At 41.2% G+C, this 12807-nt stretch carries 12 protein-coding genes; 9 read left to right on the top strand and 3 right to left on the bottom strand.

Going from position 1 to position 12807, the window contains the following annotated elements; translation table 11 throughout:
• The first annotated feature begins 98 nt into the window (after nt 1-98).
• Genes BM358_RS03545 through BM358_RS03535 form a run of 3 tightly spaced genes read left to right on the top strand, consistent with a single transcriptional unit; the run spans nt 99 to nt 2475 of the window.
• Nucleotides 99-1022 (top strand): ABC transporter ATP-binding protein, encoded by a 924-nt coding sequence (locus tag BM358_RS03545; protein WP_023987831.1) that lies wholly within the window; start codon nt 99-101, stop codon nt 1020-1022.
• Complete coding sequence (locus BM358_RS03540; protein WP_023987832.1) at nt 1019-1726, top strand: ABC transporter permease; 708 nt, start codon at nt 1019-1021, stop codon at nt 1724-1726. The genes BM358_RS03545 and BM358_RS03540 overlap by 4 nt, the downstream gene beginning before the upstream one ends.
• A gap of 14 nt (nt 1727-1740) precedes the next feature.
• The gene (locus BM358_RS03535) at nt 1741-2475 is read left to right on the top strand and encodes an ABC transporter permease (RefSeq protein ID WP_013309463.1); all 735 of its coding nucleotides are present in this window, start codon (nt 1741-1743) and stop codon (nt 2473-2475) included.
• Here BM358_RS03535 and BM358_RS03530 read toward each other — a convergent pair whose 3' ends face one another.
• Entirely contained in the window at nt 2476-3837 is a 1362-nt protein-coding gene (locus BM358_RS03530; protein ID WP_028542936.1) for a lanthionine synthetase C family protein, read from the bottom strand. It abuts the gene before it with no gap.
• A gap of 198 nt (nt 3838-4035) precedes the next feature.
• Here BM358_RS03530 and BM358_RS03525 point away from each other — a divergent pair, with 198 nt between their 5' ends.
• The 5 genes from BM358_RS03525 (at nt 4036) to BM358_RS03505 (ending at nt 11372) form a co-directional block, all read left to right on the top strand.
• Nucleotides 4036-4188, top strand: a complete 153-nt coding sequence (locus tag BM358_RS03525) for an FDLD family class I lanthipeptide (protein WP_023987834.1) — start codon at nt 4036-4038, stop codon at nt 4186-4188.
• Between the two features lie 76 nt (nt 4189-4264).
• Nucleotides 4265-5527: a lanthionine synthetase C family protein gene (locus tag BM358_RS03520; protein WP_023987835.1), complete on the top strand. Its 1263-nt coding sequence runs from the start codon at nt 4265-4267 to the stop codon at nt 5525-5527.
• Between the two features lie 50 nt (nt 5528-5577).
• Nucleotides 5578-6255: a winged helix-turn-helix domain-containing protein gene (locus BM358_RS03515; protein ID WP_023987836.1), complete on the top strand. Its 678-nt coding sequence runs from the start codon at nt 5578-5580 to the stop codon at nt 6253-6255.
• Nucleotides 6230-9484 (top strand): lantibiotic dehydratase, encoded by a 3255-nt coding sequence (locus BM358_RS03510; RefSeq protein WP_028542935.1) that lies wholly within the window; start codon nt 6230-6232, stop codon nt 9482-9484. The genes BM358_RS03515 and BM358_RS03510 overlap by 26 nt, the downstream gene beginning before the upstream one ends.
• A 106-nt stretch (nt 9485-9590) precedes the next feature.
• Entirely contained in the window at nt 9591-11372 is a 1782-nt protein-coding gene (locus BM358_RS03505) for an ABC transporter ATP-binding protein (protein WP_256253338.1), read from the top strand.
• Between the two features lie 43 nt (nt 11373-11415).
• Here the strand turns inward: BM358_RS03505 and BM358_RS03500 are convergent, their stop codons facing one another.
• Both BM358_RS03500 and BM358_RS03495 read right to left on the bottom strand, forming a co-directional pair.
• Nucleotides 11416-11739 (bottom strand): AzlD domain-containing protein, encoded by a 324-nt coding sequence (locus tag BM358_RS03500; protein WP_028542933.1) that lies wholly within the window; start codon nt 11737-11739, stop codon nt 11416-11418.
• A complete protein-coding gene (locus BM358_RS03495; protein WP_028542932.1) occupies nt 11736-12461 on the bottom strand; it encodes an AzlC family ABC transporter permease in 726 nt (241 codons plus the stop codon). The genes BM358_RS03500 and BM358_RS03495 overlap by 4 nt, the downstream gene beginning before the upstream one ends.
• A 154-nt stretch (nt 12462-12615) precedes the next feature.
• Here BM358_RS03495 and BM358_RS26365 point away from each other — a divergent pair, with 154 nt between their 5' ends.
• Nucleotides 12616-12777, top strand: coding sequence for a YbaK/EbsC family protein (locus BM358_RS26365; protein WP_155613661.1), 162 nt, complete (start codon nt 12616-12618; stop codon nt 12775-12777).
• Nucleotides 12778-12807 lie beyond the last annotated feature (30 nt).

The following is a 12807-nucleotide window of genomic DNA, read 5'->3' as shown; positions in this document are numbered from 1 at the left end:
GCCTGTTGTTTAGGGACTGTTTACCTGATGTTTACTTTACTTCAGTAAACTGTATGTAACTTAAGCTTCAGCATTAGAAGTCGAGAGGAGATCAGGAAATGTCTGAATATGTAATACATACACAGCAGCTAACTAGGCGTTTTGGAAAACGGGAATTTGTAAAACGAATAAATCTCCAGGTACCCGGACAGCAGATTTATGGATTTTTAGGACCTAATGGAGCGGGTAAAACAACCACGATTCGTATGCTACTTGGGCTGATTAAATCCACATCCGGGGAAATTGAGATTTTTGGGAAAAAGCTGAAGGATCAGCGTATGGAAATATTGAAGGATATTGGTTCCTTGGTTGAATCACCTGCCTATTATGCCCATTTATCCGCATATCGAAATTTAGAAATCGTTACAACCATGCGTGGACTGCCGACCCGAAGAATTCATGAAGTGCTGGATTTAGTGAGATTAACCAAGGATGCGTATCGTCCGGTAAAGGGATATTCCTTGGGGATGCGACAAAGACTGGGGATTGCTATGGCGCTTATTGCCAACCCCAAATTATTGATACTTGATGAACCGACGAATGGTTTGGACCCGTCTGGTATTCAGGAAATTCGGGAGTTAATTATGAGCCTCCCTGGCGCTTACGGAATGACGGTACTAGTTTCGAGCCATTTATTAAGCGAAATTGAGCAGATTGCAACCTATGTAGGAATTATTAATCAGGGTGAAATGATCTTCCAGGGAACGATGAAGGAACTCACCGCCAAAAGCAAGCCTCAATTATTCATTGAAACCCCAGATCCTGTTCTGGCTGCCGGTGCACTGATTCAGCATGGGTGGACGGCCGGAGCTGAATCGATTGAACAAAATGAGGTCGTGACTCCTATTGTAGATCGGCAACAATCTTCGGAGATGATCAAGGTGCTTGTGGAACACAATCATCCCATTTATCGGGTCACAGAGAAGAAAAAAACATTGGAGGAGATATTCCTGGAACTGACAGGTAAGGAGCGAAGCTTATGATACTCCGGGTTATAAAGGCAGAGGGGCTTAAGCTGAAGAAAATATGCTGGTGGATTCCTCTTATACAGGGGTGTGTACTTACAGGCATGACTGCTGTGGAATGGTATCTTTACTTTCGGCAAGGACCGGGAGGTGTCTACGCTGGTTTTGCCGTTATGTTTATGTTCCTTTCGTTTGTGATGCTGCTTGGCGGTACACTTTTGGCGAGCATTATGGCCGGTACAGAGCATGATACTCAAACATGGAAGCAGCTTATGGCCATGCCTGTTCCCAGAAGTTATATCTATTTATCCAAAATCGTATGGATTGTGATTCTGCAGTTGGGTACCGCCTTGATCACTGTAGCAGGTATGAGCCTCATCTGGGTGTTATATACAAACGAACCCATTCCTTGGCGGATCATGCTGTTACAGCCGATTAATGCAAGCTTGGCTACCCTACCAGTACTTGCAATTCAACTTTGGCTGTCTACGCTTTTCACTAATCAGGCATTCCCATTAGCGTTTGGTATATTCGGTTCAATTGCAAGCTTGTTTTTGGCACGCACAAGTATTCTGTGGATTAAAATATTGCCTTGGTCGTACCCTGCATTATCAAGTCCTCTGATGAAGGAACACATGATTTGGGTGATCGTTGCTTTAAGTGCAGGAGTCATCTTTACGGGACTTGGTACACTACAGTTTACCAAGCATGAATTCAAATAGAGAGGAAAAGATACATGGGCTCTATTTTACGCGTGGAGACAATAAAGCTTCAATGGATCATGGTTTGGATTCTCATTATATTGGATGCGATCATAAATTCTTTAATGGGAGTCCTGGAACTGAATGATTTGAAGCAGTTTTTTTCACCCAGTTGGTTAACTTTATATACTTATTCAGCGCAATTTCACTCTATGTTTTTTTATCCGCTCTATTGTGGAATTATTGCTTCTCTTTTGTGTGCGTACGAGCATCGGGATGGGGGATGGAAGATTTTATTAAGCAGCCCGTATCCTCGTCAGCAAATTTATTATGCAAAATATATATTGCTCATTCTCATACTGGGTCTGGATCAGCTTATATTTATAGTAGGCTATTTTGTAAGTGGAAATATAGCAGGTGCTCCAGGAGAAATCCCTTGGTCTGTCGTTCTTTCTACCGGTTTGGGAGGGTGGCTCGGGATTTTTCCCCTGGCAGCACTACAGCTTATGCTCTCGATAAAAATTCGGAATTTTGGAGCTTCTCTAGGAATGTCCATTTGTTGTGTGGTTCCTAATATTGTCATAACAGGCTTTCACTCTTCCATAGGTGCGTGGTTTCCTTTTACGATTCCTTATTATATTATGATGCCGCAAACAGCGACTTATGCACCCAGAGTTGAGCCTTACAGTCTCGGACTGATTGTCATTTTTACGTTTTTAGCCTATCTGTATGGTGGAAGAAAGATGTTTGTGAATAGGGACTGGTTGTAGTTAGGATAGCATGAGGATGTAATCCCAACCGATCTCTTTGTTCTCAGAAACACTTAATAAAGCAGCTGCAATCCCAGCAACGCCTTCAAGCATGCCCGCTTTTGTCAGCCATACTAGAGAGCCATCTGCCCTTGGCTCGGGGTCCAGATATCCTAGTGGGCTATCCATTTGAAAGCGATCAAGCAGACAATTCGTTAACTGTTGAATAAGCGGGAGAAAAGCAGGCTCTTTACTATGACACCACATTCGCCAAGAGATGGTAAGTAATCCGGCAAGACCGTGACAAAGTGCAGAAGAGTCCATTTCCCGCTTAGCTATCTCATAGGAGATTGCACCGACACAAGCTTTCACAGCCAATTTTTGCAGTTCCTCATTATGGAGAGCCCTTCCGGCAAGAAATAGGGTACAGGCAATGCCAGGGGTACCGTAACACCATGCTTCTCTTGCTCGTTCCAAATCAAACCGTAGAGAGCCTGTTTCAGCTTCGAATGGAACAATATGAGGCCAGTAGCTACCATATTCATCTTCATATTTATACTTAAGCAACCATTCCGCAATGGTTTCAATCGCTTGATATTGGCCTTTTACTTCAATTCCAGCACTGTAAGCTACAGATAATAAAGCCAACGGTCCAGGAATACCGTGTGCCATTCCACAATTAAAATTGCCCAGAGGATAGTTACGTTTATCCCGGTCTAAAAATTGAAACTTTTGCGGGGAGTACCACCCTGGGACATAACGATTGTGAATATGTATGGGATGTGTAAGATCGGTAAGAAATTGAAGAATTGGCTCAACAAGAGGAGTACAGATAGGATCGGTTGAGTTCATCAAAATATATCTTCCAATCCCTGAAGCTCCCGAAATGGTGTCAAAGGCTTGCATGGGCATACCTTCGTGAAGGCTTAATTTTTCTGTGTTCGACTGAAGCCATTGCTCTGTAAGAGGCATCATCCATTGATGTATTTGCTGTAAGAAATTACTGTAGTACTTTCCATGATTAGAAGCCTCTCTTACGGACGAAGCGATGCCTGCCCAGCCACTGTAAAGAGAGAGATCGTGAAGACCATTTTTAGCAAGTGAGGATTGGATCTGAGCCATGTTTGAATGTATGGCTCTATTCCAATCATACGAAGGGTCTGTAGCACGCCATTGCGATAGTAAATGAATGTTACCAGGATAACCATGCGAAAGTGAAGTTTCTCCCCATGGGTGGTACTTTGTTTCTGGCGAAACATTGTGTTCCGCATGGACTGCTGCATAGACGGATTCGGGCTCGCATAGACGTAAAGCAATTTTTTTACTAATATCTCTTGCACGAACTTGGTCGGATTGTTGTATAACAAAACTATCAATTTTCATATGAAAGCCTCCATTATTTTTTTCTTCATTATATTGTCACTAAAATCTAGTGTGTTGTCCTTAAAAATACTAAAAAATAATGAAGGTTTATCTTAAATGTACTCGTTGAAATTAAGACAAATGTAAGAATTATATAAAGTCTAGTTAAGATTATATAACTTATAATAAAATTGTAAAAAATAAAAAGGAGGTAACAAGATGAAAAATCAATTTGATCTGGACTTGCAAGTAGCTAAAAATGAGGTTGCTCCAAAAGGAGTTCAACCAGCCAGTGGTATTATCTGTACTCCTTCATGTGCAACAGGTACTTTGAATTGTCAAGTTAGTCTTACCTTCTGCAAAACGTGTTAATAACGAAAATACATGGAAAAAAGGCACGGTTTCTATAACCGTGTCTTTTCCAGTTACGAAAATGAGGGAAGGATTTATGGTTGAAGATTTGAAGGGGAGATCAGTTGAAATCAGTAAGTATATAGCACAAAAGCTAATAGACCTATCATATACAGAAAAGATAGTTAATCATACAAACAACCTTTCACCTTCACGTGGAAATCCCCCTTGGAATCCTGGCTCGCTTGCCGATGGAATTCCGGGTGTGTTTGCGCTGTTGTCCGAATGGGGTTACCTGGAGCCAGATCAAAATTGGGCAGAGCATGTGCATAGTCAGTTACGATACTTAGATACTAACTCTCTATTATTATTGCCTCGTATTTCTCTTTATTATGGAACAACAGGAGTAGCTTATGGCATATTATTAGCTTCCAATAACAGAGCTAATTATAACAAACTAATCTCTCAGCTTAATAAGTATATTGAAGTAAAGTGGGGGGATTTACCTGTAATTGGCACAATTACAGAGTTCAGTAGGCAAATGGATATCATCAATGGGCTGCTCGGAGTGGGCAGATACACTCTGGAGGTTGCTGAAGACAAGACGATGTGTGATCTGTCTCGTCAATTATTAGACACCATTACGCACTTTATACCTGAATATATACATTTGTCGTCAAGGGAAGATTCGGCTTCAATCCATCTAGGTTTGGCGCATGGTATCACCGGAATACTTGCACTGCTTGTCACTGCCCTACAAAAAAAGATCAAAGTTGAAGGACTACATGAGGCTATAAAACATATAGCTGATTTTTTGCTTATTCAAATTCAGGAGGATCAATATGGCTGGTATTGGCCTGTAAACTCTCAAGCGTCTTCAATGAACAAGAGAGAGAAAAAAGTAGGGATGAGAGAAATTGAAGGCTGGTGTCATGGAACCTTTGGAATAGCTTGGACATTATTCAGAGCAGGAATTGAGTGCAGTAATGAAGAATGGAAAAAGATAGCGGAAAAAGCTATGCAATCCATATTTTGCTTAGATGATGAGCTACTAAACGCGCTATCCCCTACTTTCTGTCACGGGTTGGCTGGTTTGCTTCATATGGCTCATAGATTCTATAGCTTAACCGGTAATATAGCAGCCTTACACTTTGCCGATCAGATAGCTTTAAAGTTAGTAAATTTATACGATGAAGAGCTCCCATTTGGATACCGGGATTTGGAGGGGACAACTCATGTTCATAATGTAGGAATACTGCAAGGAGCAACAGGGATTGCGTTAAGTTTGCTGGACTATGGAATTGGGAAAGAACATCCTAAATATTCAGGGAGATGGAGTGAATTGTTTCTAATTTCTTAAGGGCGCTCTACCTTATTGCTTATCTGAAGCATTGGTTTTGGGGGGATTAGATGAAACAAAAATTTATGGTTATATCATCTTTTAGGAAGATTAAGCATTTTTTTGAGACTTTAAGCACTCCAGAAAACATTCGAATCATGTTTTATGATTCGCTTTACCAGGCTCTACCGGAGATTGATGAGCAGTGTATCGGTGTAGCTTTGAATCAGGATCATATAACGCTAGAGGACTTGTCTTACTGGCACAGCATTAAAGAAAAATTTACAGTTCCATTTATCTTTCTTTCCTATCATAGTGATGACCAACGGCAATTGGATCTCCTCAAACAACTGTTTTCAATGGCTTCATCTGCATATGAAATGGAAAGAGAACAGCAGGCTATTAGTTTATCACCTAATGTCATTTTTGATCCTGCTGGAAAGGTTATTTGGAAGCAAGGGCATGAGCATATGCTGACTATGATGGAATTCCGATTATTAATGTATCTTCTTACTGCAAAAGAGTGTGCTTCTACGATTGATCACATTATAGACAGAGTCTGGGGAGTGGATGCTTTTACTACGTCTAATACGGTGTATGTGCACATTCGAAAATTGAGAGAGAAAATAGAAGATGATCCAAGTCATCCAAAAATTCTGGTAACATGTCATGGAATCGGTTACAAGTTGAATATATTTCCTAAAAACTTGGAGGTGGTCAGTTGTGAAGAGACAACTGCATTACACTGATGCGCATAAACTACATAATGAAGTGAGAGATCGGGATGAAAGATGGTTTAGTGCATGTGATTTTTTTCTAATCAGAGCTCCATTACTATCGCTAGACCGATATTTTCAGGTGTTTTCGGATCAAGATGTGGACAGCCAGCTTACTTTGGAGGAAATAACTCGTCGATTAAAGTTGATATCCCAAGAAGCTGTTGTTCAAGAAGCCATAGCATTAGCCTCTCCGTCCCTAATGCAGTTTTTACATTACTTGAATGATGGTCATGCTTTGGATGATAAAGGAGAGCTACAGAAGTATGAGAAGACGCTGAACAGCTTTTATCGTTATTTTATTCGGATGACTACCCGAACGACTCCATTTGGGTTATTTTCAGGAGTGGGGCAGGGGATTTGCGGGAAGACCACCGATCTGGATATTGGTAGCTATCCTAAGCATCTGAAGAGAGCCAGACCCGACATGGAATGGATATATAAACTGATTCAAAAAATAGAAGCTGATCCGGCCATATTTAATCAACTAAAGGTTTTCCTAAACAAAACGGTTATGATCAAAGGAAATCGAGCCAAATTACCATTTCGACCTAAGCATGGAGCAGCAGAAGCTGATGATTCGGCAGAAATTTTTAATTCCATTCGGCTTACTGACGTTGTTCGAATGACGTTTGAAGCTGCGGAACATCCAATTCGGGTGATGGAACTGAAAGAAATACTATTAAAGGCATTCCCTGACGCTACTTTGGAAATCATAGCTGATTATTTGCAGCAACTAGTAGAGCAAGAGTTTATTTTGAGCGAGCTTAGACCTCCGTTAATGGATCATTCACCCTTTCATTACATATTCGAAAAAATTAAAAAACTGGACATTTCCGATCCTTGGATTCACATTTTACACGAAATTGATACTTTATTACTTCAATATAATCAATGCACGATTGGAGAAGGAGAGAAGGTCTACCGGAAATTATGTGACAAAATGCTGGATATCATTTCTGTAAAAACACCTGTACAAGTTGATGTTCTTTTGGATAAAGAAGTAACGCTGCCGAAACATGTGCTTGATGAGGTTTCATTAGGGGCTGAAGTCATGTGCAAATTGTATGCATCCCCCAAAACGGATGAATTGGCTGAATATTTGAATCGTTTCTTGGAAAAGTACGGTGTGTATCAGGAGGTTCCTATTCATGAACTGTTTGATGAGGATTGGGGTCTGGGTATACCGGAAATGTATCGTTCAAATGAAAAAAAATCAATGGGCATGGAGGCATTTAAACGCAACGCTGTTCTTTTTCAATGGGTTTCGAATGCCATTTCTAATCATGAAATAGAACTCGCCCTTACAGATGAACAGTTAGAGCAACTGATGATTTCTGATAACTACGACACTTCCCCAGAATCAATGGAGATCTATTACAGTATATTTGCTGAGTCTCCTGAAAAAGTTGATTCTGGAGACTATTCGCTTTTACTTGGAGCCAGTGCTGGCTCGAATAGAGCGGGTAAAACCTTTGGACGTTTTCTGGATATGTTTAGTGAGGAGTTTGTACAAAAATTCTCTGAAATATATGATCATCACCGATGCTTTCATCCCGATGCGTTATTGTCAGAGATGGTTTTTATGCCGGAACAGGGGAAAATATCAAATATCTCATTAAGCAAAAATTTAATGGCATATGAGATTGTGTCGGGAACCACCTCTTCTAAAGATGAGGACCATACGCTCTGTATTGATGATTTAGTGGTGGGTGCTACTCATGATCGTTTTTATGTCAAGTCCAGACGTTTGGGTAAGGAAATAATCCCCTTGCAAACACACATGCTGAATTACAAGCTTTCACCACATATATTCAGATTTCTAACGGATATTACCAATAAAGAGATTGGTACGTGGTCTTATTTTGACTGGGGGCCATTAGAGCAATCCCCTTTTTTGCCAAGACTAGTATATAAAAAGATCATTATTAGTGCTGCGCAGTGGAAACTGAGCAAAGCTTCATTGAATATTTCAGAATCATGCGAGTCCAAAGAAGGAGAAGAACTTTTCCATGTGTGGAGACAACAATGGAATGTACCGCGCTATGTTTATCTAACGATGGGGGATAATCGCCTTTTATTAGACCTATGTAACCTCTTCCATATCAAAGAATTGCTACATGAGGTGAGCAAGACACGTGAAGGACAGGAACTTCTTCTTACCGAGTGTTTGGGTAATCCCTTCCATACCCCAGTACAGGGGACGGCAGGAAGATATATGGGAGAATTTGTGTTTCCACTAAAGAAGAAAAAAATAAAGGTGAAACCGAGTATCCCTAGTTCACAAAACCATATTGTTTCTCAAAACTTCATTACTCATACTCCTTCCAGCATTCATAGAGGCATATTTCCAGGAGGGGAGTGGCTATACCTTAAATTGTACGGAGTCAAGGAAAGAGAGACTGACCTGGTAGGCTTAAGCCTAGGGCATCTCTTAAAACAGCCGGGGTTTAAGGATTGGAGTCGAAAATTTTACTTTTTGCGATACGTTGATCCTGAACATCATATCCGTTTACGTTTTCAGGGAGAGCCCGATAAGCTATGGACAGCTGGTTTGGCGCAATTAAATCAGTGGGCAGCCGAGTTACGTGAAGAGGGGCTAATAACGAATATGGTCATAGATACATACCATCCTGAATTGGAGAGGTATGGAGGACAGACACTTATGGAGCTGGCAGAACAGGTTTTTGACGTGGATAGTCAATGGGTCATCGCCTATATGAAGGGAATTCGCTCTAATGCTTTCAATCTGGACATAGAGATTGCGGCTGTGATTAACATTATTCATTATCTGAGTGGTTTTGGTTTAACGATTCAGGAGCAAGTGAAATGGCTAGAAGAGAGAATTGATTGCAAGCCTCATATGAAGGCGTTCAGGGATGTCAAAAAAACATTGATTACCGCTGTAGAATCGAATTATGAATGGATTGGACAAGCAGATACGAACACACAGGTTGCTTTCTTAGCGCTTGTAGAAAAAAGACAGACTATGATTCAGCAGTATGCTCAAGCGATAATCCTGGCTAAAAATAATCACGAACTTACCAATCCTTCTGATGATATTTTAGGCAGCATCATTCATATGCATTTGAATCGTCTGCTTGGTGTAAATAGGGAGCGAGAAATAAAATGTATGGCTTTAGCTAAGCATACAGTAGCTAACCTGTTGCATAGGAAAGGGGTAAGCTATGTCACAGTCTAATGGACAAACCAATGACCTGATCTCTTTGTCCTATAAAAATATATTTCGTACCTTTTTATTTTGGCCTCGTATATTCAGGCTGCTTTGGGACACACATCCTTCCTTTTTGATTGCTATACTCATTACGAATTTATTGAAAGGTGCAATTCCTGCTGTGATCCTTTTAACCACGAGAGAATTAATCAACAGTGTCGTGGCCGGAGCGTCAGGGGGCAGCTTTCAACCTGTTTTTATAGCTTTTGGCGTCTTGATCGGTGTCAATTTGCTGTACGATCTGATCAATATTGGCGAAAGCTTTTTTCGTAAAATGTTTCAAAGCCGGCTATCGAACCAGGTAAATATCAGAATTATTGAAAAAGCACAAAAGATGTCTTTGCAGTCGTTTGAGGATGCAGATGTGCAAAATATGCTCCAACGTGCTCAGGGAGAGGCAGATTTTAGGCCGTTTGAAATATTTACTCAAATCCTTGCCATTATTAGCAGTGTTGTAACCTTATTTTCGACGGGTGCTATTCTCATCGCATGGAGATGGTGGGCATTCTTATTCATTTTTCTCATTCCATGCTTATCATTTTATTCTTTTTTACGTATCGGGCAAAGAGAATTTAATGTTCACTTTCAAAGAGCAGGAAGACAACGTGAATCCTGGTATTTGTCGTTTTTAGTGACAAGAGATAATAGTTTTAAAGAAGTGAAAATATTTCAACTGGGAGACTATTTGCGAAAAAGATATAAAACGATACTCGAAGGGTTTTATCGCGAGGATAAAGTGCTAGCGGCTCGTAGATCCTATACCTCTCTTGTATTTCAGATTGTAAATCAGGGTGCGTGTGCATTTATTATTTTCATGGCCATACAAGCCACTTATGTTGGTCAAATTTTAGTGGGGAACTTGGTGAGCTTAATTCAGGGTATCACGTTAACCCAGTCAACATCGCAGAGCATTGTACAAGGGATTTTAAGCTTGTGTCAAAATAATTTGTACATCAAGCAGCTATTTGACTTTTTGGATATGCCGGAAGAGGCAAAAATACAAAAAACGGTTCAGCAATTGCCTTTGTCCACTATTCACAGTATTGAATTTCGGAATGTATCGTTTAGATATCCGAACACGGAGGAGAATGCCATTTCTAATGTTAGCTTCAAGCTTCATCAAGGAGAGAAGCTGGCCATTGTAGGGAGAAATGGATCGGGTAAATCAACGATTGTGAAGTTACTGACTCATTTGTATTCCGATTTTGAAGGAGAAATCTTAATTAATGGACACTCAATACATGAATTGGATAAAGACAGTTTTAGAGAAAAGATAGGCGTTGTTTTTCAGGATTTTGTCCATTATGAGATGGCTGTTAGAGATAATATTGGCTTTGGTAATGTGGCTTCCAGAGAAAATGATGAGGCCATTTGGACAGCTATAGATAAGGCGGGGATTACAGATTTGATAGTCGGCCTGCCTGATAAAATGAATACCTTGCTTGGAAAATGGTTTGAAGATGGACAGCAGCTATCTGGAGGACAGTGGCAGCGTATTGCAATAGCCAGGGCCTTTATGAGAAATGCCGATATATATGTCTTGGATGAACCGAGCTCTTTTTTGGATCCACACGCGGAGAAAGAGGTTTTTCAAAAGTTTGATCAGCTTATTCATGAGAAAATTGGAGTGTTTATTTCACACAGATTGTCCTCTGCACGTATGGCCGATACCATTATTTTAATGGAGGAGGGCAGAATTGTAGAAGCAGGTAGCCATGAACGCTTAATAGATATAGACGGAGTGTATGCAGAAATGTTCAGGCTCCAAGCCTCCTCGTATCTTTCACAACGAGAACGTGGTTTTGAGGAAGAAAATCTGTCGCCCTCGTTAGTAAGAACGACAGGTGGATCATAAGAAATGGCAGATGCCCTCCTATTGTAGGAGGGTATTTTTATCTTTACCACCAAAGTCGAACTACAGCCATACTCACAATACCGACAACGACGGTAGCCAGCAGGTTTTTGCTCCACAAGGCGGTCACTAGCGTAGGAAGAACAGCCATAAGCACTTGCCCATTAAGAGTGACGGAGGTTTCGGTTCGAACGAGCAAATTTTCCATCACGAGGGCCGTGAATATGCAGATGGGAATATAGGAAAGCCATTGTAGCACTGGCTTGGGCAGCGCCAGCCTTTGCAGCACGACAAAGGGAATGATCCTTGGAATCGCCGTGACAATCATGGCACCGATAATGATATACAGGACATTGGGATTAATGTTCATTTGTCGGTTAACACTCCAATCGTTGCGGTGATCATGGTCGCTACAATGACGGCGATATGTGATGGTACCCACCAGGACAATAGGTACATCAGAACAGCCATACACAGCACAAGCAGCAGACGATGCTTGAGTTTGGAGGTCTGGACACTTTGGAGTTGGGAAATGAGCAGGGCAAGAAACATCGCTGGCAAGGCAAAGTCCAGACCAAAAGCCTCCGGCCGGGAAATCCAGTTCCCGAGAACCCCTCCCGCTACACAGGATGCAATCCAGGCGAGATAAGCTGTAATATTAAGCCCGTTCATCCAGCGGTCACTGACCTGCCCGCCTTTAGCCAATTTATCCGACGCTACTCCAAAGGATTCGTCCGTCAAAAGAACACCGATGCCTATGTTTTTCCACAATGAATATTTAGAAAAGTAAGGAGCCAGCGACGCACTTAACAGCAGATGACGAGCATTCACAATGAAAGTCGTTAAAATAATGACGGATGGAGGACTGGCTGCAGCCAGCATCGAGCACATGATAAACTGGGAGGCTCCTGCGTATACAAGCGCCGACATGAAGGCAATTTCCATGGTGCTAACCCCTGATGAAGCGCCCACAATGCCTGCCGCGAACCCAATACATACATAACCGAGCAATGTAGGAATACAATCTTTAACCCCTTGTAAAAAGCTGAGTGAATCGTGCTTCGTTCCGCTCAACTCCGAAGCTATGGACATTTTAACCTTACCCCCAGTGTATAAATTTTATAATAGTATATAACGTAAGTTGTAAAGTATCAATATATTATACGTTTGTATGTTATGTTGAATAGTTCCTACAGGAGAATTGCTCTTAAAAAGCTGTTTTACTGTTGACAACCCAATGAAGGCTATGTATTTACCAAAAAGGTTCGGTCGTGTTCCGGTTCCAGACGATTTGGCAGCAGCCAGTCATCCAAAAGCGGTGTTCAAATGTACTCCCGATGAGCTCTTCGAAATGGCAAACGGGCAAGAACTGATGATGAATCAAAGCAGCTCGGATGTGTTCATATAAGGGCTGTTTTGACTGAATGGGGAACTCGTA

Source organism: Paenibacillus sp. cl130, from assembly GCF_900116035.1.
GTDB classification, from domain to species: Bacteria; Bacillota; Bacilli; order Paenibacillales; family Paenibacillaceae; genus Paenibacillus; species Paenibacillus polymyxa_B.
This window is presented reverse-complemented; position numbering and strand designations above follow the sequence as displayed.